The 24,856-nt window shown below is 73.6% G+C and carries 20 protein-coding genes and 1 pseudogene; 13 read left to right on the top strand and 8 right to left on the bottom strand.

The features are described from left to right. Window positions 1-95: 95 nt before the first annotated feature. Both DEH69_RS09085 and DEH69_RS09080 read left to right on the top strand, forming a co-directional pair. Complete coding sequence (locus DEH69_RS09085; RefSeq protein ID WP_113686392.1) at window positions 96-455, top strand: GNAT family N-acetyltransferase; 360 nt, start codon at window positions 96-98, stop codon at window positions 453-455. 137 nt (window positions 456-592) lie between these two features. Beyond that, window positions 593-1,480 (top strand): alpha/beta fold hydrolase, encoded by an 888-nt coding sequence (locus DEH69_RS09080; protein WP_113686391.1) that lies wholly within the window; start codon window positions 593-595, stop codon window positions 1,478-1,480. Window positions 1,481-1,520: 40 nt separating this feature from the next. Here the strand turns inward: DEH69_RS09080 and DEH69_RS09075 are convergent, their stop codons facing one another. After that, window positions 1,521-2,633 carry an aldo/keto reductase gene (locus DEH69_RS09075; RefSeq protein ID WP_113686390.1) on the bottom strand — a complete coding sequence of 371 codons (1,113 nt, stop codon included), beginning with the start codon at window positions 2,631-2,633 and terminating at the stop codon, window positions 1,521-1,523. Between the two features lie 112 nt (window positions 2,634-2,745). On the opposite strand from DEH69_RS09075, the gene DEH69_RS09070 reads away from it, so the two are divergent. The 6 genes from DEH69_RS09070 to DEH69_RS09045 all read left to right on the top strand — a co-directional run bounded on the left by DEH69_RS09070 (window position 2,746) and on the right by DEH69_RS09045 (window position 11,901). Then, window positions 2,746-3,666, top strand: a complete 921-nt coding sequence (locus DEH69_RS09070; RefSeq protein WP_181727335.1) for a LysR family transcriptional regulator — start codon at window positions 2,746-2,748, stop codon at window positions 3,664-3,666. Between the two features lie 183 nt (window positions 3,667-3,849). After that, entirely contained in the window at window positions 3,850-6,687 is a 2,838-nt protein-coding gene (gene leuS / locus DEH69_RS09065) for a leucine--tRNA ligase (RefSeq protein ID WP_258534545.1), read from the top strand. A gap of 44 nt (window positions 6,688-6,731) precedes the next feature. Then, window positions 6,732-7,349 (top strand): hypothetical protein, encoded by a 618-nt coding sequence (locus tag DEH69_RS09060; RefSeq protein ID WP_181727334.1) that lies wholly within the window; start codon window positions 6,732-6,734, stop codon window positions 7,347-7,349. Window positions 7,350-7,379: 30 nt separating this feature from the next. After that, window positions 7,380-8,231, top strand: a complete 852-nt coding sequence (locus DEH69_RS09055) for a DegV family protein (RefSeq protein ID WP_113686389.1) — start codon at window positions 7,380-7,382, stop codon at window positions 8,229-8,231. 273 nt (window positions 8,232-8,504) lie between these two features. Next, entirely contained in the window at window positions 8,505-9,407 is a 903-nt protein-coding gene (locus tag DEH69_RS09050; RefSeq protein ID WP_258534544.1) for a ComEA family DNA-binding protein, read from the top strand. Beyond that, window positions 9,394-11,901 carry a ComEC/Rec2 family competence protein gene (locus DEH69_RS09045; protein ID WP_113686388.1) on the top strand — a complete coding sequence of 836 codons (2,508 nt, stop codon included), beginning with the start codon at window positions 9,394-9,396 and terminating at the stop codon, window positions 11,899-11,901. Before DEH69_RS09050 ends, DEH69_RS09045 begins: the two co-directional genes overlap by 14 nt. A gap of 119 nt (window positions 11,902-12,020) precedes the next feature. On the opposite strand, the pseudogene DEH69_RS32505 reads toward DEH69_RS09045, so the two are convergent. Continuing rightward, a pseudogene (locus tag DEH69_RS32505) lies at window positions 12,021-12,350 on the bottom strand (ABC transporter substrate-binding protein); the annotation flags it as partial. A gap of 139 nt (window positions 12,351-12,489) precedes the next feature. Here DEH69_RS32505 and DEH69_RS09035 point away from each other — a divergent pair. Together DEH69_RS09035 and DEH69_RS09030 are read left to right on the top strand one after the other, a co-directional pair. Then, the gene (locus DEH69_RS09035; RefSeq protein WP_113686386.1) at window positions 12,490-13,134 is read left to right on the top strand and encodes a helix-turn-helix domain-containing protein; all 645 of its coding nucleotides are present in this window, start codon (window positions 12,490-12,492) and stop codon (window positions 13,132-13,134) included. Next, window positions 13,131-14,408, top strand: coding sequence for an MFS transporter (locus DEH69_RS09030; RefSeq protein ID WP_113686385.1), 1,278 nt, complete (start codon window positions 13,131-13,133; stop codon window positions 14,406-14,408). The genes DEH69_RS09035 and DEH69_RS09030 overlap by 4 nt, the downstream gene beginning before the upstream one ends. A gap of 189 nt (window positions 14,409-14,597) precedes the next feature. On the opposite strand, the gene DEH69_RS09025 is transcribed toward DEH69_RS09030, so the two are convergent. After that, window positions 14,598-14,861: a hypothetical protein gene (locus DEH69_RS09025; protein ID WP_113686384.1), complete on the bottom strand. Its 264-nt coding sequence runs from the start codon at window positions 14,859-14,861 to the stop codon at window positions 14,598-14,600. Window positions 14,862-14,914: 53 nt separating this feature from the next. Here DEH69_RS09025 and holA point away from each other — a divergent pair, with 53 nt between their 5' ends. After that, complete coding sequence (gene holA / locus DEH69_RS09020) at window positions 14,915-15,901, top strand: DNA polymerase III subunit delta (RefSeq protein ID WP_113686383.1); 987 nt, start codon at window positions 14,915-14,917, stop codon at window positions 15,899-15,901. 104 nt (window positions 15,902-16,005) lie between these two features. Here the strand turns inward: holA and DEH69_RS09015 are convergent, their stop codons facing one another. Next, window positions 16,006-16,827, bottom strand: a complete 822-nt coding sequence (locus DEH69_RS09015; RefSeq protein WP_113686382.1) for a hypothetical protein — start codon at window positions 16,825-16,827, stop codon at window positions 16,006-16,008. A 255-nt stretch (window positions 16,828-17,082) separates the two neighbouring features. Next, on the bottom strand, window positions 17,083-17,349 hold the full coding sequence (gene rpsT, locus DEH69_RS09010; RefSeq protein ID WP_113686381.1) for a 30S ribosomal protein S20: 267 nt from the start codon (window positions 17,347-17,349) through the stop codon (window positions 17,083-17,085). A 172-nt stretch (window positions 17,350-17,521) separates the two neighbouring features. Between rpsT and lepA the strand changes: the two genes are divergently transcribed. Together lepA and DEH69_RS09000 are read left to right on the top strand one after the other, a co-directional pair. Next, entirely contained in the window at window positions 17,522-19,381 is a 1,860-nt protein-coding gene (gene lepA / locus DEH69_RS09005; protein WP_113686380.1) for a translation elongation factor 4, read from the top strand. 106 nt (window positions 19,382-19,487) lie between these two features. Further along, window positions 19,488-21,365, top strand: coding sequence for a long-chain fatty acid--CoA ligase (locus DEH69_RS09000; protein WP_113686379.1), 1,878 nt, complete (start codon window positions 19,488-19,490; stop codon window positions 21,363-21,365). A 480-nt stretch (window positions 21,366-21,845) separates the two neighbouring features. On the opposite strand, the gene hemW is transcribed toward DEH69_RS09000, so the two are convergent. Genes hemW through DEH69_RS08985 form a run of 3 tightly spaced genes read right to left on the bottom strand, consistent with a single transcriptional unit; the run spans window position 21,846 to window position 24,715 of the window. Beyond that, a complete protein-coding gene (hemW, locus tag DEH69_RS08995; RefSeq protein WP_113686378.1) occupies window positions 21,846-23,069 on the bottom strand; it encodes a radical SAM family heme chaperone HemW in 1,224 nt (407 codons plus the stop codon). A 38-nt stretch (window positions 23,070-23,107) separates the two neighbouring features. Next, window positions 23,108-23,950, bottom strand: a complete 843-nt coding sequence (locus DEH69_RS08990) for a DUF3097 domain-containing protein (RefSeq protein ID WP_113686377.1) — start codon at window positions 23,948-23,950, stop codon at window positions 23,108-23,110. A 12-nt stretch (window positions 23,951-23,962) separates the two neighbouring features. Then, window positions 23,963-24,715: an MBL fold metallo-hydrolase gene (locus tag DEH69_RS08985; protein ID WP_258534543.1), complete on the bottom strand. Its 753-nt coding sequence runs from the start codon at window positions 24,713-24,715 to the stop codon at window positions 23,963-23,965. Window positions 24,716-24,856 lie beyond the last annotated feature (141 nt).

Genomic DNA, 24,856 nt, shown 5'->3' with positions numbered 1-24,856 from the left:
CCATGGCAGCCGCCGGTGACGCCGTCAATACGGGAGCCGTTCCGGTACCGCGATTTTGTACCGTGGCCGGTGAACGAGAGATGGGGTGATCGCTCATGGCGGTCGAGATCGTGGACGTCCCCGAGGCACGGCGCTTCGAGGCCAGGCTCACCGGCGAGGGCGGCGAGGATGGCGAGGATGGCGAGGGCGGCGAGGGCGCGGGCGAGAAGCCGAGGGTCGCGGGATACGCGGAGTATCTGCGCACCCCGGAGTTGATCGTTTTTGTCCACACCGAGGTCGATCCGGACCGCGAGGGCCAGGGCATCGGCTCGTCGCTCGCCCGCGTGTCGCTCGACGCCGCGCGCGAGGCGGGGCTGCGGGTGCTGGCCACCTGCCCGTTCTACGCGGGCTGGATCGGGCGCCACCCCGAGTACGCCGACCTCCTCTACCAGAGCAGGAGCAGGGTCACCGACTGAGGCGCCCCGCGCCCGGGGCGCGCGTTGGGCCGTTGCGCGCTCCCCTGGCGGGCGGCTGGCGAGCCTTGTTGCGCGGCGCCGGGGTGGCTGCGACTCTTTCGCGTCGTCGCACGCGCCCACAGGCAGGAGGCCGGAATATGACCGCCGTGCACCACAGGACGGACATGGTGAACGGGCAGCGGATCTTCTACCGGGAGGCCGGGCCCTCCGGGGCTCCCGTGATCGTGCTGCTCCATGGATTCCCCACCAGCTCGCACATGTTCCGGCAGCTCATCCCGGAACTCGCCGACCGCTATCGCGTCATCGCGCCCGACCACCTCGGCTTCGGATACTCCGGCATGCCCACGGTCGAGGAATTCGACTATGGCTTCGACGCGCTGACCGACCTCACCGACGGCCTGCTCGACAGCCTCGGCGTGGGGCGTTACTCGCTGTATGTCCAGGACTACGGCGCCCCCATCGGCTGGCGGCTCGCCCTCAGGGCGCCCGAGCGCGTCACGGCGATCGTCTCCCAGAACGGCAACGCCTACGAGGAGGGGTTCGTCCAGGAATTCTGGCGGGGCCTCAACTCCTATGCCGCAGACCCCTCCCCGGAGAACGAGACGGCCGCGCGCCAGGCGTTCACCGAGGACGAGATCCGCTGGCAGTACCTGAACGGCGTCGAGGACCCCTCCCTGGTGAGCCCCGACACCTGGAGCCACGATCTCGGCCTGCTCGCACGGCCAGGCAACGACCTCGTCCAGCTCGCCCTCTTCCGCGACTATCCGACGAACATCGCCCTCTACCCGCGGGTCCAGGAGTACTTCCGCTCAAGCCGCGTACCGCTGCTCGCGGTGTGGGGCGCCAACGACGGGATCTTCGGACCCGAGGGCGCCAGGGCGTTCCGGCGCGACCTGCCCGACGCCGAGGTGCACCTCCTGCCGACGGGGCACTTCGCGCTGGAGAGCCACCTCGACGCCATCGCGGGCTACATGCGCGGCTTCCTCGGCCGCGTCATCGACCAGCCGGTGCTCAGCGCGGCGTGAGCGAAGGGCCCGCGAAGGACCCCCGGGGCGCGCGGCGCCGTCACGACGGCCACCAGGGGCTCCGCTCCCGCGGCGCCGCCTGGGCCCGCGAGACCAGCCCCGGGTAGGACTTGCCCGGGTACCAGGGCGCGGTCTCGAGGTCGGCGAAGCCCGGCAGCTCGGCCAGCAGCGCCGCCAACCGCTCGCGGGTCTCAGGGTCGGGCGGCGCGCCGCGCATCGCCCGCACGTTCTCCTCCAGGTGCTCGGGGCGCGAGGTCGCGGGCAGCGCGCAGGTGACCGCGGGGTGGGCGACCACCCACGTGAGGAACAGCTCGGCCCAGCTGTCGATCCCCAGCTTCAGGGCCTCGTCCGGCGGGGGCCTGTCGCCGACGACCGCGTGCAGACGCCCCTTCTCCAGCGGCATGTTGACCATCACGGCCGTGCCGTGGTCGGCCGCGGCGGGCAGCACCCTTCGCTCGGCGTCGCGGGTGCGGATCGAGTAGCGCACCTGGAGGGAGTCGAGGGCGCCGCGCTCGACCCAGTGGGCGAGCAGGTCGAAGTAGGCGATGTCGTGGTGGGTCACCCCGAGGTGGCGGATGCGGCCCTCCTTCCTCCAGGCGTGCAGGAGCGGCAGGACGACATCGACATTGACCAGGTTGTGGCAGGTCACGACGGACAGCGGGCGGTCGCGGGAAAGCCGCTCCATCGAGCGCTCCAGGGAGCGCAGCGCGTGGCTGTCGTCCCACAGGTGCTCGCCCGTGGACCAGATCTTGTCGGTGAGGAAGACATCGTCGGCTGATCCGGCGATCGCCCAGCCGGTGTTCGCCTCGGCGGCGCCGTAGAGCGGCGACGTGTCGATCACCGCGCCCCCGGCCCGCCTGAAGCACCGCACGATGTCGCGGATGTGACCACGGGGGGCGCCGGGCAGGGTGTCGAAGGTCATGAACGTGCCAAGGCCGATCACCGGGATCCGCTCACCGGTGGCCGGGAACGGCCTGGTGATCAACGCTCCGCCGCCGCGGCCCCGCGCCCCCGACGCGGCGGCCGAGCCGGTCGCGCCCGGCGTCAGGGCCCCGGCTCCGACCCCGGCGGCTGCGGCGGCGGCGAGGCCGCCCGCCCCGAGCGCATGGCGGCGCGTGGCGCCCGACGCTTCGGTACTGTCCGTTTCAGACATGTTTTTAGCTCTCTTCTTTGGCGTATGCCCTGCGCATCAGGGCGTTGAGAGCGTTTCCCGGTCACTTCCGAAACGAACAGTCCCTTTATGTCTGCCGACATACCCTCGGGGCATGGCCGTTGATCTGAGACTGATGCGGTATGTGATCGCGATCGCGGACACCGGGAGCTTCCAGGCCGCCGCCGCGCGGCTGCACATGAGCCAGCCCCCGCTCAGCCGCCAGATCGGCGCGCTCGAGCGGGAGTTGGGGCTCGCCCTCTTCCTGCGCAGGCCCACGCGGCTCACCGCGGCGGGCGAGGTCTTCGTGGCGGAGGCGCGCGACGTGCTGCACCGCGCCGAGCGCGCCGTGGCCCGCACCCGGCAGGCGGGCCGCGCGGCGGGCGGCACGGTCCGCGTCGCCTACGGCCCGAGCGTGGCCCACGCCGAGCTTCCGCAGCTGATAGCCGCCCTGGCCGAGCGCCACCCGGAGATACGCGTGGCCCCCAGGGAGACCTGGGACGCGGAGCTGCCCGCCGCCCTGGCCGACGGTGCGTTCGACCTCGCCATCGGCCGGTATTCGCCCGTGCCCGACGGCTGGGTCGCCGAGGTGCTGCGGGAGGAGGAGTGCGTCGTCGTGGTCCACGCCGGGCACCGGCTGGCCGGGCGCCCGTCCGTGGCGCTGTCCGAGCTGCGCGGCGAGACGTTCCGCTTCCTGGCCAGGGAGCTGGCGCCCGGCTATGTGGACGCGGTGCTCTCCGCCCTGCGCGCGACCGGCGAGACGTTCCCCGTCTGGGAGAATCCCGTGCCGGGGCTGCGCCACCACCGGGAGATCCTGCGTGGCGGCTTCATGCTGCTGCCCCGCTCCGTCGCCGAGCACCTTCTGCCCGCCGCCGCCCACCTGCCGGTCAGCGACCCGCTGCCCCGCGTCCCGCTCGCCCTCGTCCGCCCGCGTGGCAGCGCCCCGCCCGCCGTCGCCGCGCTGGTCCACACCGCGAGGCGGCTGGCGGCAGGGCAGGGCTGGCTCGCCCCCGCGCCCGCCCCCGCCGCCGGGTGACCCGTTCGCTCGCCAGGGCCGCGCCCCGCCCCGTGCGCTACCCTGTCGGCATGCGTGCCGTACGCCTTCTGCTTACGCGGCCGCGCTGACGAGCGTCAGGACGACGTCAGCGTGGCTACCCCTCCCTGTGCGAGGGGTTTTTTCATGGCGTGGCGGATGACGACCGATGGAGCTTCGAAGACGATGAGCGAGACACACAGGTACGACGCCGCCCTGGCAGCGGACATCGAGGCACGCTGGCAGGACTACTGGGAGCGGCACGGCACGTACCAGACGCCCAACCCCACGGGGGACCTCGCGGACGACAGCGGGCGGGCGGCCAGGCCCAAGAAGTTCATCATGGACATGTTCCCCTACCCCTCGGGGGCGGGGCTGCACGTGGGCCACCCGCTGGGGTACATCGCCACCGACGTCTACGCCCGCTTCCAGCGCATGAGCGGGCACAACGTCCTGCACACCCTGGGCTTCGACGCGTTCGGCCTGCCCGCCGAGCAGTACGCCGTGCAGACCGGCACCCACCCGCGCGTCTCCACCGAGGCGAACATCAGGACCTACCGCACCCAGCTGCGGCGGCTGGGCCTGGGCTACGACACGCGGCGCTCGTTCGCCACCATCGACCCCGACTACTACCGCTGGACGCAGTGGATCTTCCTGCGCGTCTTCAACGCGTGGTACGACGCCGAGGCGGGCGGGGCCAGGCCGATCGACGAGCTGGTCGAGCTGTTCGCGTCGGGCGAGCGGCCCACCCCCGATGGGCGTCCCTGGGCCGAGCTGTCGCCCGCCGAGCGCGCCGACGTGCTGAGCGCCCACCGCCTGGCGTACGCCGCCGACGCCCCGGTCAACTGGTGCCCCGGCCTCGGCACCGTCCTGGCGAACGAGGAAGTGACCGCCGAAGGGCGCTCCGAGCGCGGGAACTTCCCGGTGTTCAAGGCCCGCCTGCGCCAGTGGAACATGCGGATCACCGCCTATGCCGACCGCCTGATCGACGACCTGGACACCGTCGACTGGCCCGAGGCCATCAAGATCCAGCAGCGGAACTGGATCGGTCGCTCCCACGGCGCCAGGGTCCACTTCCCCGTCGCCGACGACGCCTCGGTGACCGTCTTCACCACGCGCCAGGACACGCTGTTCGGCGCCACCTACATGGTGCTGGCGCCCGAGCACCCGCTGGTCGAGGACGTCGTCCCCGCCGCCTGGCCCGAGGGCACGCCCCAGGAGTGGACCGGAGGGCACGCCACGCCGGCCGAGGCGGTCGCGGCCTACCGCAAGCAGGCCGCCGCCAAGTCGGACGTCGAGCGCCAGGCCGAGGCCAAGGAGAAGACCGGCGTCTTCACCGGCGCCCACGCGACCAACCCCGTCAACGGCGAGCGGATCCCCGTCTTCATCGCCGACTATGTCCTGCTCGGATACGGCACCGGCGCGATCATGGCCGTCCCCGCGCACGACAGCCGCGACTTCGCGTTCGCCCGCGCCTTCGGGCTGCCCATGCGCTGCGTGGTCGAGCCGACGGACGGGCGTGGCACCGACCCCGCCACGTGGGACGGGTCGTTCACCTCGGGTGAAGCAAGCCTGATCAACTCCTCGGCGCCCGGCATCTCGTTGGACGGCCTGGGCGTCGCCGAGGCCAAGGAGCGGATCAACGCCTGGCTGGCCGAGCGCGGCGCGGGCGAGGGCACGGTCACCTACCGGCTGCGCGACTGGCTGTTCAGCCGCCAGCGGTACTGGGGCGAGCCGTTCCCCATCGTCTACGACGAGGACGGCGTGGCGCACGCGCTGCCCGACGAGATGCTGCCCCTGGAGCTGCCGGAGGTCGACGACTACTCCCCGCGCACGTTCGACCCCGACGACGCGGACACCCAGCCCGAGACGCCCCTGTCGCGCAACCACGACTGGGTCCATGTCGAGCTCGACCTGGGCGACGGGCCGCGGAAGTACCGCCGCGAGACCAACACCATGCCCAACTGGGCGGGTTCGTGCTGGTACCAGCTGCGCTACCTGGACCCGTTCAACGACCGCGCGCTGGTCGACCCCGAGATCGAGCGGTACTGGATGGGCCCGCGCGACGGCATGAGCACGGGCGGCGTCGACCTGTATGTCGGCGGCGCCGAGCACGCCGTTCTGCACCTGCTGTACGCCCGCTTCTGGCAGAAGGTGCTGTTCGACCTGGGGCATGTCTCATCGGCCGAGCCGTACCACAAGCTGTTCAACCAGGGCATGATCCAGGCGTATGTCTACCGCGACAGCCGCGGCTTCCCCGTGCCCGCAGCCGAGGTCGAGGAGGTCGGCGACGGCTGGGTCCACCGGGGCGAGCCGGTGCGGCGCGAGCTGGGCAAGATCGGCAAGTCGTTGAAGAACGTCGTCTCACCTGACGAGGTGTTCGCCGCCTACGGCGCCGACACCCTGCGGCTCTACGAGATGGCGATGGGGCCGCTCGACGTGTCGAGGCCCTGGGAGACCCGCGCGGTCGTCGGCCAGTTCCGGCTGCTGCAACGGCTGTGGCGCAACGTCCTGGACGAGACGACCGGCGAGGTCTCGGTCGTCGACGACGCCCCGGACGACGCGACGCTGCGCGCGATGCACAAGGCGATCCACGGCGTGGCCCAGGACCTGGAACAGCTCCGGTTCAACACGGCGATCGCCAAGATCACCGAGCTGAACAACCACGTCACCAAGATCGACCGGGTGCCGAGGGCCGCCGCCGAGACGCTGGTGACGCTGATCGCCCCGCTGGCGCCGCACATCGCCGAGGAGCTGTGGAGCAGGCTTGGACACGAGGAGAGCGTGGTGTACACGCCCTTCCCCGTCGCCGATCCCGCGTATGTCACGGACGAGACGGTGACCTGTGTGGTGCAGGTCAAGGGCAAGGTCAGGGCCCGTCTCGAGGTGGCACCCGACATCTCCGACACGGAGTTGGAGGAGCTGGCGCTGGCCGCCCCCGGGATCACCGAGGCGCTGGGCGGGGCGGCGATCCGCAAGGTCATCGTGCGGGCGCCCAAGCTGGTGAACGTCGTTCCTGGCTGACATCCTGGCCCGCCCCGGGCCCGAGGGCTCTACTCTGGAGATTTATGGAGATAGCTATCGCGCTCGCCGTGCTGTCCCTGCTGTTCTTCACGGTGTTCGTGCTCGCGGTCGCCCGCGGCGTGCGGGCCACCCGGCGCGGGATCGACCGCGCCAGGCGGGAGGTGCGCCGCGCGGTGACCGACGCGTCGCTCACCGCGCGCTCGGCCCAGCCTGGCCTGATCGGCGATGTGGCGCGCACGCGCAGGGAGTTGCGCGCCAGCCTCGACAGCACGCGCGGCACGCTCGCGGCGGGCGCCCAGCGCGACCCCGCGCTGGGCGAGGCGCTTGCCCTCCTCGACCAGCTCGCGGGCCACGCCGATCGCTTGGACGGCGAGCTCGCGTCGTTGATGACCGGCGAGCCCGACCGGGCCAGGATCGCCGGTCGGCTGCCCGACCTGCGCGTGCGCGCCGACCGGATCAAGGCGTCGGCGGACTCGCTGCGCATGGCGGCCCAGGACCGCGCCAGGCACGACAACGTCGAAGGGCTCGACGCGCTCCAGGACCAGATCGCCATCGAGGCCAAGGCCCTTCGGCACTGGTCGCCGTCCGAGCCGCCGCCGTCCGGTGGCCACTCCCTGCCTCCGCGGGAGCGGCCGAGGAAGGCCGTGGAGGACGCGGACTGATCCGTGCAGGGCTCACGTAGTCTCCGTCCCATGCCCCGGTCCCGCTCCGTCGCCATCGTCACCGACTCCACGGCCTATCTGCCGACAGAGGCGGTTGAACGGCATCGGATCATCGTCGTTCCGCTCACGGTGGTGCTCGGCGGCACGGCGTTCGAGGACGGCACGGACGAGGCGGCGCGGGAGCTGACGAACGCGCTCCAGCAGCGGCGTCCTGTGACCACGTCGCGGCCCGGGCCCGCGACATTCGCGGCGGCCTACCTCGCGGCTGCCGACGCGGGCGCCGAAGGCATCGTGTCGCTCCACCTGTCGTCCGAGATCTCGGGCACGTACGACGCGGCGGTCGTGGCGGCGCGCGAGGCGCCCGTGCCGGTGCGCGTGGTGGACAGCGCGATGATCGCGATGGCGCTCGGCTTCAGCGTGGTGGCCGCGGCTGAGGCGGTCGCGGCGGGCGGCACCCCCGACGACGCGGTGGCCGCCGCGGTGAAACGGGCTGGGTCAACCCGCGCGTACTTCTATGTCGACACTCTGGAGCACCTGCGGCGCGGCGGCCGGATCGGCCCTGCCCAGGCGCTGCTGGGCTCGGCGCTCGCCGTCAAGCCGCTGCTCGAGCTGCGCGAGGGCCGGATCGAGCCGCTTGAGCGGGTGCGCACCGCGTCGCGGGCGATCGCCCGCCTCGAAGCGCTCGCGGTGGAGCACGCGGGCGCTGGCCCCGTCGATGTGGCGGTGCACCACCTGGACTCGGAGGAACGCGCCACCCAGCTCGGGGAGCGGCTGCGGGGGCGCCTGCCGGGGCTGGTGGACCTGCATGTGAGCGAGGTGGGCGCGGTGATCGGCGCGCACACGGGGCCGGGGCTGCTCGGCGCGGTGGTGGCGCCGCGCTGAGGGGCGCGCTGGTCGGTGGGGTCGCTCGTGTGGGGGACGGGGTTTTCCACAGGGCGGTGGTTGTCCACAGATTTCGGCGGGGGCCGTTCGGGGGCCGTGGTGGCGCCTACCGTCGGGGGCATGGAGATCATCCGAGGACATGGGCGTGGCATCGGTGCTGGTGCTGGTGCTGGTGCGCCGGCTGGTGCAGGGGCTGGCGCTGGGGTCGGGCGTGGATCGGCGGGGCGAGGGGACGGCGGGCCCGGTCGGCACCGCGCGGCGAGGCGGCGGCCGGTGCGCGAGGCGGTGGCGCGGGGGCGGGCCGCCGCGCTGTTCACCGGCGAACGGTCCGGTGCACAAGGGGAGTTGACGATCGCGGCGGGGGCGAGGGCGCGCCCCATGACCCCGCCGCCCGAGGCGCCGCCTCCCGTGCCGCCGACCGAGTCACCGCCCGATGTGGCGGCCGAGGCCACGGCCGCTGAGGAGGCGCCGCGGCTTTCGCGGTGGGCGCGGGCACGGCTCGCCGTGGGCGAGCGCTGCGGGATCGAGCCCAGGGCGCTGGTGGCCCTCGCGGTGGTGCTGGTCGTGGCGTTGGCCTTCGCCGTGCACCACGTCTGGACCGGGCGGCCCCGCGCCGCGGCCGTCGCCGAGCGCGTGACGGCCGCCGAGTCGGACCGGGCGGCCGAGGAGGGCGACCCTTCGGCGGCGCCGGACGGCGCGGTCGGCTCGGGCGGATCGGCTGCCCCGGCCGGCGTGGGGGGCTCGGCCGGTGCGGCGGGCGAGGTCGTGATCGACGTGGCGGGCGAGGTCGCCGAGCCCGGGCTGTACACGCTGCCCGCCGGATCGCGCGTGGCCGACGCCATCGAGGCGGCGGGCGGCAGCGAGCCGGGCACCCCGACCGAGGGGCTGAATCGCGCCAGGCCCCTGGTGGACGGCGAGCAGATCGTGGTCGGCGGAGAGCCGGTGGCGCCCGGCCCCGCGGCGGGCCCTCCGGGGGCCGAGGGCGGCCTGATCAGCCTCAACTCCGCGACGGCCGAGCAGCTTGAGACCCTTCCCGGCATCGGTCCCGTGCTGGCGGGCCACATCGTTACCCACCGGGAGACGCACGGCCCGTTCACCGCCATCGACGAGCTGGGCGACGTCACCGGCATCGGCGAGCGGCGGCTCGCGGATCTGAGGGACCGTGTCACCCTCTGAGGCGCCAAGCGGCGGCTCCCGCCATCCCGTCCACCTCGCCTCGGGCCACCGGCTCGGCGATCCCGCGCCCCGCCAGGCCGGGCCGGTCGACCTGCGGCTGCTGGCCCCCGCGGGCGCCGCGTGGGCGGCGGCGGCCCTGGCCCTTGGCGTGCCTCCGAGGATCGCCGCGCTCTGCTCCTTCGGCTGCTGCGCCGCGGCGGGCGCGCTGCTGTGCGGGGCGGCCGTGCCCTCGGCCCGGCGCGGCGCCCGGCCGCTGCTCGTGGCCGTGGCGCTGGCGCTGCTGTCCGCGGCCGCGGGTTCGGCGGTGGCGGGGCTGCACCGGGCCGCGGTCTCCGCGGGGCCGCTCGACGCGCTGGCGGGGCGGCGGGTCACTGTCGAGGTGACGCTGACCGGCGATCCCCGGCTGGCGCGGGAGCGGCCCGGTGCCCCCGCGGGCGCGCCCCGGCCGGTGCTCGTGGCGGCCGAGGCCACCCGCGTCCTGACCCCCGACGGCGGCGCGCGGCGCGTGGAGTCGCCGGTCCTGCTGGTCGCCGAGACCCCACGTGCCGAGGAGTGGCTGCGGTTGCTGCCCTCCACCCGGCTGCGCGTAGAGGCCCGCGCCGAGCGGCCGATGCCGGGGCGGGCGTGGGAGCTGACGGCGGTGCTGGTCGCCCCCGACGCCGGGGCGCCTGAGGTGACGGGCGGGCCAGGGGCGCACCACCGGTTCACGGGGCGGCTGAGGGCCGGGCTGCGGGAGGCCGCGGCTGGGGTGCCGGGCGATGCGGGCGCGCTGCTCCCCGCGCTGGTCATCGGCGACGACTCGGGCATCACTCCCGATCTTGACGCGGCCGTCGAGGCCACAGGGCTCACCCATCTCGTGGTGGTCAGCGGGAGCCAGGTGGCCATCGTGCTGGCGCTGTTGATCGGCAGCCCCGGCACCGCGGCGCGGGCCGAGCGTGGCGGGCTGGCCGCGCGCCTCGGCATACCGCTGCGCCTCACCGCCGTGCTGGGCGGCGGGCTGCTGCTCGCCTTCGTGCTGGTGTGCCGCCCCGACCCCAGCGTGCTGCGCGCGGCGGTGTGCGGCGGGATCGCGCTGCTCGCCCTGGCCACAGGACGGCGCCGCGCGCTGCTGTCGACGCTGGCAGGGGCGGTGCTGCTGCTGATCCTGTTCGACCCGGCGCTGGCCCGCTCCTTCGGCTTCCTGCTCTCGGTGCTCGCCACCGGCGCGCTGCTGACCGTGGCGCCGCGGTGGAGCGTGGCGCTGCGGGCACGTGGGGTGCCGGGGCGGGTGAGCGAGGCGCTGGCCGCCGCGGCCGCGGCCCATGTGGTGTGCGCGCCGGTGATCACGGTGTTCGCCGAGGGCACCAGCCTGGTGGCCATCCCGTGCAACGTCCTGGCGGCTCCGGTCGTCGCGCCCGCCGTGGTGCTGGGGTGGCTCGCCCTGGCGACTGCCCCGGTGGCAATGCCGGTCGCGGAGGCACTGGCCTGGTGCGCGGGGTGGCCAGCCCGGTGGATCGCGGCCGTGGCCAGGACCGGGGCGGGGCTGCCGGGCGCCGAGCTGGCCTGGCCGGGCGGCTGGTCGGGTGCCGCGCTGCTGGCCGCGGTGACCCCGGGCGTGCTCGTGCTCGCGCGGCGCGTGCCCCGCCGCCCGTGGCTCGCCGCGGTCTGCGCCCTCCTGGTGCTGCTCGCCCTGCTGCGCCCGCCCCCGCTGACCCGGCTGCTGACGGGCTGGCCACCCCCGGGGTGGCGGCTGGTGGCGTGCGACGTCGGGCAGGGCGACGCCCTGGTGCTGGCGGCGGGAGGGGGTTCGGCGCTCGTGGTGGACGCGGGGCCCGAGCCCGCCGCCGTGGACGGGTGTCTGCGGGAGCTTGGCGTGCGCCATGTGCCGCTCGTGGTGCTGAGCCACTTCCACGCCGACCATGTCGGCGGTCTCGCCGGGGTGTTGAGGGGCCGCACGGTGGGGGCCGTCCAGGTCTCCCCGGTGCGCGACCCCCCGGAGGGTGCCGCGCTGGTCGAGCGGGTGGCGCGGGAGGCGGGGGTCCCCGTGGTGCCCGCGGCGCCGGGCGAGCGCGGCCGGATGGGGGAGGGGCTGAGCTGGCGGGTGCTGTGGCCGCCCGCCGACGCGGCGAGCGCGGGCCTCGGGGCCAACGACGGAAGCGTCACCCTGCTGGTGCGCGCCGGGCCGCTGACCGTGCTGCTGCCGGGGGACCTGGAGCCGACGGCCCAGGAGCGGCTGCTGGCCGAGAGCCAGGACCTCGGGGAGGTGGACGTGGTGAAGGTCGCCCACCATGGCTCGGCCGGTCAGCACCCCCCGCTCCTCGATCGGCTCAGCCCCGAGCTGGCGCTGATCTCCTGCGGCCCTGACAACCTCTACGGCCACCCGGCGCCGCGCACGGTCGCCGCCCTGGAGTCGGCGGGGGCGACGGTGCTGCGGACCGACACCCAGGGGGCGCTGGCCGTGACCGCGGAGCGAAACGGCCCGCGCGGGATCGTCCGGGGGGCGTCGGCTCCCTGACCAGGTCGCCGTCGAACGCCACGAGCAGCCGCTCTCGCGCGGGCGGCATCCGGACCGCCGGTCCGGTACGGGGTGGCGGCCGCCGCCGTGGCAAGCCGTGGCGTGGTGGGCGGGGCGAGGTCGTCCCTGGCAGGGAACTCCCCGATCTGGCGGAAGACGTCGCCGCCGCGCCGTGGCAGGTTCCAGTCGACGAACAGCTCGGCGGCCGCCTTGTGGCGCGCCGACGACGTCTTGCCGACGAAGTAGTCGTAGGCCGCCATGCCCTCGTCGGGGATCACGACGTTCACCGGCGCGTTCTTGCTCGCGGCGATGTGGATGCTGCTGACGACGCCGGTCGCGACGGCGACCTCGCCCCTGGCCAGGGATTCGAGGGCGGCGGACGACGAGTCGAAGATGCGGGGCTCCTGGTCGGCGAGTGCGGGCAGGAAGGCGGGGACCAGGGTCCCCACTGGCGGCGGACGGCCTGTTCAGGGCGGCCTCGGCCCAACTGGCTGTCCCGGCACAGGACTGAAGGGCCACCCATCCATCTAAAGAAGGCTTGCTAAAGAAAGCTTGCTAAAGGTCCCTTTCTAAAGCTAGCTTTACTTCATGGACGACGCCACGCCACCCTCACGGCCGCCCGAGCCACCCCGGCCCTCGCGGGGCTCGGGGCCCTCGCGGGTCCACCTGTCCGATGTGCAGGCGCTGCGGGCCTACGCCCACCCCACCCGGATGCGGCTGGTCGGCCTGCTCCGCATCCGCGGACCCCTGACGGCCACCCAGGCCGCCGACCTCCTGGGCCAGTCGGTCGCCAGCTGCTCCTACCACCTGCGGATGCTCGCCAAGTACGGTCTTGTCGAGGAGGCCGATGGCGGGACCGGGCGCGAGAAGCCCTGGCGCGCCACGGCCCGTTACACCTCGTGGCCCGACCACTCGGACGACCCGGCCGTGGACGAGGCGACGGCGGCGTTGAGCACGGTCGTCGCGGAGCACTGGTTCGAGCGGATCACCCGCGCGATCGAGACCCGGCACGCGCTGCCGCGCGCGTGGCAGGAGGCCGAGGAGTTCGGCGACTCGGTCGTCTATCTCACCCCGGCCGAGCTGACCGAGCTGCGCGACCGGTTCAGGGAGCTGGTCGAGCGGTACGGGCCGCGCGCGGACGATCCGGGACTGCGGCCGGAGGGCGCCGAGTTGGTGCAGGTCCTCAGGATCGCCTACAGGTACCGCGACGAGCCGCCGGGCGCCCCGGGGTGAGCCGCCTCGCCGCGCGCGTTCCTGCGCTGCTGGCCGAGCGCGGCTTCCGCCGTTACTGGACGGGCCAGTCCATCTCCCTGGCCGGCGACCAGATATCGCTCATCGCGATCCCGCTCGCGGCCGTTCTCGTCCTCGACGCCGACGCCGCCCAGATGGGCCTGCTCAAGACCCTGGAGCTGCTGCCCGCCCTGCTGCTCTCGCTCCCCGCGGGCGCCTGGGCCGACCGGCGCTCCAGGCGGCGCCACGTCATGATCGCCACCGATGTCGGCCGCGCCCTGCTGATCGCCTCGATCCCCGCCGCCCACCTGCTTGGCCTGCTGACGCTCGCCCAGCTCTACTGCGTGGCGTTTGCGATCGGCGTGCTGACGGTGCTGTTCGACGTGTGCAACGCGACGCTGTTCGTGTCGCTTGTCCCCACCGGGCAGTTTGTGCAGGGGCAGTCGCTGCTCAACGGCAGCCGCGCCGTCTCGTTCGTCGGCGGCCCCAGCGCAGGGGGCATCCTCGTCCAGCAGCTCACCGCGCCGCTCGCCCTGGTGGCCACAGGGCTGACCTATCTGCTCTCGGCCGGGTTCCTGGCCCGGGTCTCCCCGGCCGAGCCGCCCGCCGCCACGCCCACCAGGGGGTACTTCACCGAGGGCCTGCGCTGGGTGCTGCACAACCCGTATATGCGGGCGATGTTCGCCGCGTCGGGGACGGTGCAGTTCTTCAATTTCATCTTCCACACCCTCTTCGTCCTCTACGCCACCCAGGAGTTGGGCCTGGCCCCCGGCCTGTTGGGGCTCGTCCTGGGCGTCGGCGCCCTCGGCGGGCTGATCGGCGCCGCCCTCACGGGCGGCGTGGTGCGCCGAATCGGGATCGGGAGAACGACGGTGGTCGGCCTCGTCGCGTTCGCCGTTCCGCTCATGCTGATCCCGCTGGCCGCGGGGCCGACGTGGCTGGTCGTCGGGCTGCTGTGCCTGGCGGAGTTCGTCTCCTGCGTCGGCGTCATGCTCGTCGACATCGCGGGCGGCTCGATCCAGGCCGCCCTCATCCCTTCCGCCATGCGCGCCCGGGTCACCGGCGCCTACCGCATGCTCAACCACGGCTTCCGACCGCTCGGCGCCCTCGCCGGGGGAGCGCTCGGCAGCTCCATCGGCCTGCACGCGGGGCTGTGGATCGGCACCGCGGGCGCCGTGCTCAGCGTCCTGTGGCTGCTCCCCTCGCCCGTCCCGCGCCTGCGTGACCTCCCCGAACTCCCCGCCCCCGAGCCCGACGACGTCACCACGGCGGCGTGAGCGGCCCCCGGCCCCCGGGCAGGGCATGGATGGTCTCGACCGCCTCGCCGCCGTGCGCCGTCACGTGGTGAGGGGACCCGCCCGCCGCGGCGAGACGCGTCGTGGGGGACGCCGCGGGCGCGCCTCCCGCCACCCACCCGGTCAGGACAACGCCACCCGCCCGGTCGGGGCCCCGGTCAACCCGCCAAGTCAGGGCCCCCGTTCGAGCCATCCGTCGTATGCCTCGGCCAGCGCCGCCAGGGACTCGGGGTGCCAGGCCGCCTCGTCCGTTCCGCCCTCGGGGGCGTCGAGCACCACGAGCCACTGCGCGTCTTCCGCGTCGTCCTCGCCCGCGAGGGCCTCCCGCACGGGCCGTGGCTCCTCGGGCAGCCCGAGCCGCTCGGCCAGCTCGGCCGCCACCTCGTCCGCCGCGTCGCGGTCGGGCAGCACCAGAACGTGTCGCTCAGGGGTCACCCCGCCATTCTGCCGATCCGCCGACTGTCACAGGCACATGGGATGCTGGCCGCATGGCTGCAAGAACGACCGGTGCGGGCGACCCGCTCGCCCCCGTGACCCTCGCCGTGGGCCAGGAGGAGCTGCTGCTCGACCGGGCCGTCGCCGAGGTGGTCGCGGCGGCGCGCGCCGCCGACCCCGACACCGACGTGCGCGACCTCGGCCCAGGCGAGCTCCAGCCCGGCACGCTCGCCGGGCTGACCAGCCCGTCCCTGTTCGCCGAGCGCAAGGTCATCGTGGTCCGCGCCGCCCAGGACCTGGGCGCGGACACGATCAAGGACGTCAAGGCGTATGTGGCCGCCCCCGCCGACGAGATCACCCTGGTCCTCGTGCACGCGGGCGGGGCGCGGGGGAAGGGGCTGCTCGACGCCGCCCGCAAGGCGGGGGCCCGCGAGGTCGCCTGCCCGAAGATGACCAAGCCCGCCGACCGGCTGGCGTTCGTGCGCGGGGAGTTCCGCCAGGCCGGGCGCAGCGCCACGCCCGCCGCCTGCCAGGCCCTCGTCGACGCCATCGGCAGCGACCTGCGCGAGCTGGCCTCGGCCTGCTCCCAACTCGCCGCGGACGAGCCCGGCACGATCGACGAGGCCGTCGTCGCGCGGTATTACACCGGCCGCGCCGAGGCGTCCAGTTTCACCGTCGCCGACCGAGCGGTCGAGGGCCGCACCGCCGACGCCCTCGAGGCGCTGCGCTGGGCGCTGGCCACCGGCGTCGCGCCCGTGCTGATCACCAGCGCCCTCGCCCAAGGGGTGCGCGCCATCGGCAAGTTGGCCTCGGCCCCCGGCGGGACGCGCCCCGCCGACCTGGCGCGCGAGCTGGGCATGCCGCCGTGGAAGGTCGACCGCGTCCGGCAGCAGATGCGCGGCTGGTCGGCGAACGGCGTGGCCACCGCCCTCACCGCCGTCGCCGCCGCGGACGCCGCCGTCAAGGGCGGGGGCGACGACCCCGGGTACGCGCTGGAGCGGGCGGTGGTGACGATCGCGGCCTCGGCGCGCTCCCGTTGAGCCCACTCCCGCCCAGCTCTCTTCCGCCCAGGATCTCTTCCGCCCGGCCCGCTCCCGCCCAGCTCTCTTCCGCCCAGGATCTCTGCTGCCCGGATCTCTCCCGCTCAGACCGAGTCCCCCGGGGTGTCCGCCTCGTCCGCGGGCCGCTGGAGCGTCGCCAGCGTCTCCTCCGTCGCCGCGACGAGCATGTCCCGCACGCGGTCGGGCTCGGTCAGGTGCTCGTTGTCCGGCTCCGTGAGGAACGCGTTCCACGTCAGCCCGTACTCGAACCAGCCGTCCCGCACCATCAGGCTCACCCACGAAAGCTCGCCCGTGGACGCGTCGTCGCCGTAGACGATGAACGCCTCCTCGCCCAGGCTCTCCAGGGGCTCGGTGCGGTACTCGTAGAACCCGTCGAACTCGTTGTACTGGTCGTACGACTCGGCCGCCGCCGCGAACTCCCCCTCGGGATCGGTGGCTTTGTGCCAAGTGATCTCGTACGTCATGTACGCCGTCTCGTAGCCGCTCGGGTCCGCGCCCCGCGGCTCGAGGGAGAACTCACAGCTGCTCAGGTCGAGATCGTCGCTCCGCGCCGACTGGGGACGCGGCTCGCTGTCCGCGTAGGGCTGGTAGTCCTCCTCGAACGCGGTCATGTCGCCCGTCTCGCACATGTCCCGCGCGAACCGGTACCCGGCCAGGTCGGCGTCCTCCTCGCCCGAGCCGAGACCCCCCGTGGCCACCACGACCCCGCCCCATGCGGCCGACGCGAGCAGCGCGCCCGCGAAGCCCGCGACCCACACCGCCGAACGGCCCCCGCCGCGCGGCGGCGGCCCCGGCGGCACCATCGGCCCGAACCCGCCGGGCCCCTGCGGATAGCCGTAGGACGCGGGCGGCGCGCCATACGGCTGCGGCTGCTGATAAGGGTTCGAGCCCCCCGGCATCGACATACGGCGAATCTACCCGCTCAACTGCCGCCGCTCCCTCGCGTTTCCGGAACTTCCCCCGGAACGCGCGCGACATGGAAGGGCCCCCGGCCACCCACGAGGGGTGGCCAGGGGCCCTGGAAACGTTCACAAGGACAGCGTTCACAAGGACAAGCGTTCACAAGGACACCGCACCCGCGTGGCGAACGGTGATCGGTGCGGTGTCGCGACCGGCAGCGGCGGAGAGAGGGGCCGCCGAGCCGTACCGGCGCGCGGGCGTCAGCCCTGGAGCGCGTTGACCTGCTGGGCGAGCGCCGACTTCTTGTTGGCGGCGTTGTTCTTGTGCAGAACGCCCTTGCTCACGGCCTTGTCGAGCTTGCGGGACGCCTCGCGCCGCGCCGCCTCGGCCTTCTCGGCGTCGCCGGTGGCCACGGCCTCGCGCGCCCGGCGCACCGCCGTCTTGACCTCGGACTTGATCGCCTGGTTCCGCAGGCGGGCCTTCTCGTTTGTCTTGATGCGCTTGATCTGGGACTTGATGTTCGCCACGAAGTGAGCCTTCTCGGTGGAGATGGAGAGAAAAAGAACGCGCCCTCACCGGACACAGTGGGCCAGCCTACCAGCGGCCGACCCCGCGCTCCCAATCCGGGGCGCCCCCCGTCCGCATGGGACGATGGACAGCGACCACACGACCCACAGCCATGACCCGACAGGATCCCGCGTGCCCGCGATCTCATCGAACGCGCCGGAGCCGAGCCGCACCGACCCGGCTCTCATCCGCAACTTCTGCATCATCGCGCACATCGACCACGGCAAGTCGACCCTTGCCGACCGGATGCTCCAGCTCACCGGCGTCGTCGAACAGCGCCAGATGCGTGCCCAGTATCTCGACCGGATGGACATCGAGCGCGAGCGGGGCATCACGATCAAGTCCCAGGCGGTCAGGATGCCCTGGGCCGCGGGGGACACCGCCCATGTGCTGAACATGATCGACACCCCGGGGCACGTCGACTTCACCTACGAGGTCTCCCGCTCCCTCGCCGCGTGCGAGGGCTGCGTCCTGCTGGTGGACGCCGCCCAGGGCATCGAGGCCCAGACCCTCGCCAACCTCTACCTGGCGATGGAGAACGACCTCACGATCGTCCCCGTGCTCAACAAGATCGACCTGCCCGCCGCCCAGCCCGACAAGTTCGCGGCCGAGCTCGCGCACCTCATCGGCTGTGACCCCGGCGACGTGCTGCGCGTCTCCGCCAAGACGGGCGAGGGCGTCGAGGCGCTGCTCGACGAGGTGGTCCGCCAGGTCCCCGCCCCGGTCGGCGTCGCCGACGCCCCGGCCCGCGCGATGATCTTCGACTCGGTCTACGACGCCTACCGCGGCGTGGTCACCTATGTGAAGGTCGTCGACGGCCGCCTCGGCCACCGCGACCGCATCGCGATGATGTCCACGGGCGCCACCCACGAGCTGCTGGAGATCGGCGTCAACTCCCCCGAGATGACCCCCGCCGACGGCCTCGCCGTGGGCGAGGTCGGCTATCTCATCACCGGAGTGAAGGACGTCCGCCAGTCCAGGGTCGGCGACACCGTCACCTTCCAGCGCGGCGGCGCCACCGAGGCCCTTGGCGGGTACAAGGACCCCAAGCCGATGGTGTTCTCGGGGATCTATCCCATCGACGGCTCCGACTACCCCGCGCTGCGCGACGCCCTGGAGAAGCTCCAGCTCAACGACGCGGCCCTGGTGTACGAGCCGGAGACCTCCGCCGCCCTCGGCTTCGGCTTCCGCGTGGGCTTCCTCGGCCTGCTGCACCTGGAGGTCATCAGGGAACGCCTCGAGCGGGAGTTCGGCCTCGACCTGATCGCCACCGCGCCCAACGTCGTCTACGGCGTGACCATGGAGGACGGCGCCGAGCACACGGTCACCAACCCCAGCGAGTTCCCCGCGGGCAAGGTGGCGGACGTGCGCGAGCCGGTCGTGCGCGCGACGTTGATCGCCCCGAGCGAGTACATCGGCGCGATCATGGAGCTGTGCCAGACCAGGCGCGGCGTCATGAAGGGTATGGACTACCTCTCCGAGGAGCGCGTCGAGCTGCGCTACACCCTGCCGCTCGCCGAGATCGTCTTCGACTTCTTCGACGCCCTGAAGTCCAAGACCCGCGGCTACGCCTCCCTCGACTACGAGCCCACGGGCGAGCAGGCCGCGGCCCTGGTCAAGGTCGACATCCTGCTGCACGGCGACAAGGTGGACGCGTTCTCCGCGATCGTGCACAAGGACAAGGCGTACGCGTACGGCGTCAAGATGGCCGCGAAGCTGCGCGAGCTCATCCCGCGGCAGCAGTTCGAGGTGCCGATCCAGGCCGCCATCGGCTCCCGGGTGATCGCCAGGGAGACCGTGCGGGCGATCCGCAAGGACGTGCTCTCCAAGTGCTACGGCGGCGACATCTCGCGGAAGCGGAAGCTGCTGGAGAAGCAGAAGGAGGGGAAGAAGCGCATGAAGATGGTCGGCCGCGTCGAGGTGCCTCAGGAGGCGTTCATCGCCGCGCTCTCCTCCGACGCGGACGGTGGCGAGGCGAAGAGCAAGAAATGACGGGCGGGAAGACCCTTACGCGCCGGGGCCCGGGCGCTTAGTCTGATCGCCACCCATGGGTTACCCGGCAGTTACGTCCGTTGCAGTGCGGCCCCCGGAGGAAGTCGTGACCGAGACACAGCCGTCGATCACCTCGATCAGCGACCGTCCGCCCTCCGTGGCGCATCTGCTCCTCGATCGCGTGGCGGAGACCCCCGACCTGGAGGCGTTCCGCTACCCGGTCGCCACGGAAGGGGGCCCCGACGCGTGGCACAGCTACACGTGGGCGCAGGCCGCGCAGCGCGTGTACGCCATCGCCGCCGGGCTGATGGGCCTCGGCATACGCCCCGAGGAGCGCGTCGCCATCGCCTCGACGACGCGCGTCGACTGGATCCTGGCCGACTTCGGCATCATGTGCGCGGGCGCCGCGACCACCACGGTCTACCCGCAGACGAACGCCGACGAGACCGCGTTCATCCTGGCCGACTCCGGCAGCCGCGTGCTCATAGCCGAGGACGCCGCGCAGCTTGCCAAGGTCCGTGAGAAGCGCGGCGACCTGCCCGGCCTGGCGCACGTCGTCGTGATCGACCCGGCCGGGGTCGAGCCAGCGGCGGACGACCCGGAGGGGTGGGTGCTCTCGCTGGCCGAGTTGGCCGAGCGGGGCGCCGCATACCTGGAGGCCAAGCCCGACTGCGTCACCGACACGATAGCGGCGCTGGGCAGCGACCAGCTGGCGACGTTGATCTACACGTCGGGCACCACGGGCAGCCCCAAGGGCGTGCGGCTGAGCCAGGACACATGGTCCTACATGGCCCTGGCCATCGAGGCCGTCAACGTCGTGCACGAGGACGACATCCAGTACCTGTGGCTGCCGCTCGCGCACGTCTTCGGCAAGGTGCTCCTCGCCGGGCACATCAAGGTCGGCCATGTGATGGCCGTGGACGGCCGGGTCGACAAGATCATCGAGAACCTTCCCGCGGTCAAGCCCACCTACATGTGCGGCGTGCCGCGCATCTTCGAGCGCGTCTACAACGGCGTCGCGGCCAAGGCCAGGGCGGGCGGGGCGGCGAGGCTCAGAATATTCAACTGGTCCGCCGACGTGGCCCGCGCCCACGCCCGCGCCTCCCAGGAGAGCTTCCGCCGCACCGGCAAGGCGTCCGTGCCCGCCGGGCTCGCGGTGAAGCACGCGGTCGCCGACCGGCTGGTCTACAAGAAGCTGCGGGCGGCGTTCGGCGGGAACATGCGGGCGTGCGTCTCAGGCTCCGCCGCGCTCACCCCGGACATCGGATTCTTCTTCGCGGGCGCGGGGATACCGATCCTGGAGGGCTACGGGCTGACCGAGTCGGCCGCGGCCAGCTTCATCAACCCCAGCGACGCGCTGCGCACCGGGACGGTCGGCAAGGCGTTCCCCGGCAACGAGGTGCGGATAGCCGAGGACGGCGAGATCCTGCTGCGCGGGCCCGGCATCATGCAGGGCTATCACGGGCTGCCCGAGCAGACGGAGAAGGTGCTCGCACCCGACGGCTGGTTCCACACCGGGGACATCGGGGAGCTGTCCGACGACGGGTATCTGCGGGTCACCGACCGGAAGAAGGACCTGTTCAAGACGTCGGTCGGGAAGTATGTCGCGCCCACGGAGATCGAGGGCCGCTTCAAGGTGGTGTGCCCCTACGCCTCGACGATGGTGGTGATCGGCGCGGGCCGCAAGTACTGCGCGGCGCTCATCGCGTTGGACGAGGCGGCGATCCTGGGGTGGGCCAAGGAGGAGGGCCTGACCGGCGGTTACGCGGAGGTCGTGGCCCACGAGCGGACCCGGCGGCTGATCGAGGGCTATGTCGACACGCTCAACGCGGGGTTGCAGCGGTGGCAGACGATCAAGAAGTTCGAGCTGTTGCCGCGCGAGCTCGACGTCGAACACGGTGACCTGACGCCGAGCCTGAAGCTCAAGCGGCCCGCGGTGGAGCGGGAGTTCGAGCCACTGATCGAGGGGATGTTCGCGGAGTAGCCCTCGCCGGGCCTCACCCGCGCGCCCACCCACCCCGGTCCGCGGAGGCGCACGGGCGCCCTCCGGACCCGCCCCGGGCTCCGCCCGGACCCGTCGCGGCGGGTCAACCGGGCTTCGCCCGGGCCCGCGGGTCCGCGGCGCTGCTGCGCGCCGGGCTTCGCCCGGACACGCACCGCGCGGTGGCGAGTCAACGGTGCTGGTGCCGGTGCGTTTCGGGCTGCGCCGGGTCTCTTGCTGCGCGGCGGCCGGTTGTTGGCCCGCGCGGGGGCGCGTCCGCTCGTTGTCCTGCGTGGGTCCGTGGCGTTCGCGCGCGGGTGGGCACCGGGGTGTGCCTGGGTCCGTACCGTGCAGGTGCGGGCGGCGTTGGCGCGCCGGTGCGCCCCGGGCTGCGCCCGGAACGCGCACCTGGGTGGCGTGGCGGGCCGCAGGCCGTTTCGCGGGCCGCGGGCCGTCCCGTTGGGGGCTTCCCGGAGGGGCGGATCAGTCCACCAGGTCGCGGACGATCGCGTCCGCCACGAGGCGGCCGTTCAGGGTCAGGCGTGCGTGGGTCGGGGTCAGGTGGAGGAGGCCGTTGCGTTCCGCCTGCCTGGCCGCCGTGAGTCCCGCGGGGCGCAGCAGCGACAGCGGGCAGCCTTCGGCGAGGCGGAGTTCGAGGAGGATCCGCTCCACCCTGCGGTCCTCGGCCGTCAGGACCTCCCGGCCCGCGCCGGGGGAGCGGCCCGCCGCGAGGGCCGCCGCGTAGGCGCCGGGGTGCTTGGCGTTCCACCAGCGGGTGCCGCCCACATGGCTGTGGGCGCCGGGGCCCGCGCCCCACCAGTCGGCGCCCGTCCAGTACAGCTCGTTGTGGTGGCAGCGGGCGGCGGGTGACGTCGCCCAGTTGGAGACCTCGTACCAGGCGAAGCCCGCCGCCGACAGCGTCTCGTCCGCGATCAGGTAACGGTCCGCGTGCTCGTCCTCGTCCGTCATCGGGACCTCGCCCCGCCGCACCCTGGCGGCCAGCCGCGTCCCCTCCTCGACGATCAGCGAGTACGCCGAGACATGGTCGGGGCTCGCGCCGATCGCCGCGTCAAGCGAGGCGCGCCAGTCGTCGTCGGTCTCGCCGGGCGTTCCGTAGATCAGGTCGAGGTTCACATGGTCGAACCCCGCGGCGCGCGCCTCGGCCACGCACGCCTCCGGGCGCCCCGGCGTGTGGGTGCGTTCCAGCAGCGCGAGCACATGGGGGCGCGCGCTCTGCATGCCGAACGAGATCCGGTTGAAGCCCGCCGCGCGCAGCGCCGCGAGGGACGCGGGGGCGACGGAGTCGGGGTTCGCCTCCGTGGTCACCTCGGCCCCCGGGGCGAGACCGAACTCGCTCCGCACCGCGTCGAGCATCCGCGCCAGCGCCTCGGGCGGCAGCAGCGTGGGCGTTCCGCCGCCGACGAACACCGTGCTCGCCGGGCGCGGGTCGTCGCCCAGCACCTTGCGCGCCAGCCTGACCTCGAGCTCGAGCGTCTCGGCGTACCGCTCGCGGGAGGCCAGGACGCCGCCCGAGCCGCGCAGCTCGCTCGCCGTGTAGGTGTTGAAGTCGCAGTAGCCGCAGCGGGACGCGCAGTACGGCACATGCAGATAGAACGCGAGCGGCCGGTCGGCGGCGCCCGAGCGGGCCGACGCGGGGAGCGCGCCGTCGTCGGGGACGGGCTCGCCTTCGGGGAGGGCGGAGGGCATGGCCCCCATTGTCCGCCACCCGGGCGCGGCTGCCCGGCTCAGGCGGAGGTGCCGACCGTCACATGGTCGATCAGGTGCTCGACCGGGCCGAGCAGCCCCGGGTCGAGGTCGCGGTAGTCGCGCACCCGCGACAGGATCCGCTGCCAGGCCGCGCCCGTGGGCCCAGGCCAGCCCAGCGCCCGGCACACGCCCGTCTTCCAGTCCTGGCCGCGGGGCACGTCGGGCCACGCGTCGATCCCGACCGCCGACGGCTTGACCGCCGCCCAGATGTCGATGAACGGGTGGCCCACGACCAGCACATGCGGGTCGTCGATCCCCGCGGCGATCCGCCACTCCTTCGACCCCGGCACCAGGTGGTCCACCAGCACCCCGAGCCTGGCGTCGGCCGAGGGGCCGAACTCCGCGACGACGGCTCCGAGATCGTCGATGCCCGCCAGGTACTCCACGACCACGCCCTCCACGCGCAGGTCGTCGCCCCACACCTTCTCGACCAGCTCGGCGTCGTGGCGCCCCTCCACATAGATGCGCCCGGCGCGCGCCACTCGCGCGCGGGCGCCCGGCACGGCGATCGACCCGGAGGCCGTCCTCGTGGGGCGCCCCCGCCCCGCGGGAGGCGTCGCCCGGGGGCGGACCAGCGTGACGGGCCCGCCTTCGAGCAGGAAGCCGCGCGGCTCGAGCGGGAAGACCCGATGGGCGCCGAAACGGTCCTCCAGCGTCACGGTCGCCTTGTCGCACGCGATCACCGCGCCGCAGAACCCCGTGGTGACCTCCTCGACCACCAGGTCGGGCTCGGCAGGCACCTCGGGGGCGGGCGCCGATCGCTTCCATGGCGGCGTGAGATCGGGGCCGCCGAGATCCGGTCCGTACCGTCTGCTGCGCATGCGCCCATCAGATCATGGGCGGGGGCGGCCGATCCCGAAGCGCCGGGCGAGCGCGGCCCGTTGGGCCCCGACGAACGCCGCGTCCACCACCGCCCCGTGGCCCGGCACATACCGCGCGGCGGGGCCGCCGATGGCGAGCAGCCGGTCGAGGGCGGCGGGCCAGCGTTCGGGCGACGCGTCATCGCCCGCCTGGGGCTCGCCCGACTCCTCGACGAGGTCGCCGCAGAACACCACGGGCGGCGTTCCCGGCACCAGCACCGCCAGGTCACCGGGGGAGTGCGCGGCGCCGAGGGACGCCAGCACCACGCTCCGCGCGCCCCCGAGCGACACCGTCAGTCCCCCGCGTACCTCACGCCACTGCCCGGGAACGGCGCGCGCGTCCGCCTCAGCCGCCGCCCGGTCCGCCCCGTGGCGCGCGGCGTCGGCGGCCAGCGCCGCGCGCGCCCCCCGCGCCAGCGAAGCGGCGAGACCGGCCGCCGCGTACCGTTCGGCCCCGGGGAACGCGCCCGCGCCCAGCGCGTGGTCGAAGTGCGCGTGCGTGAGGACGAGGCGCGTCACGGGTGCCCCGAGCCGCCTGCGCAGCCCTTCGGCCAGCGCGGCGGCCGCCGAACGCGACGGGCCCGCGTCCACCAGCAGCACCCCGTCGCCGCCCACGACCGCCCCGACCGTCTCGTCCCACCCGGGCAGCCGACGGCGCAGCACCCCGGGAGCGGGCTCGTCCCAGCCCGCGGGGTCCCCCATGTCCCTTGCGTCCCGCGTGTCCATGCCACGACCGTAACGTGCCCCCCAGTTCTCCCCGATCTCTCCCGGCTGCTCGTTCCCTGGCCGTGCTACCCGGCCGTACACTGGGACAGGGCTTGGCACTCAGCCCAGCGGAGTGCCAGGACGGCAGCCAGACAGGTGACC

The sequence above is a fragment of the Streptomyces sp. PT12 genome (assembly GCF_003311645.1).
Taxonomy (GTDB): domain Bacteria; phylum Actinomycetota; class Actinomycetes; order Streptomycetales; family Streptomycetaceae; genus Streptomyces.
Note: the sequence above shows the minus strand (reverse complement) of the source record. Positions and strands in the feature narration are given on the sequence as shown.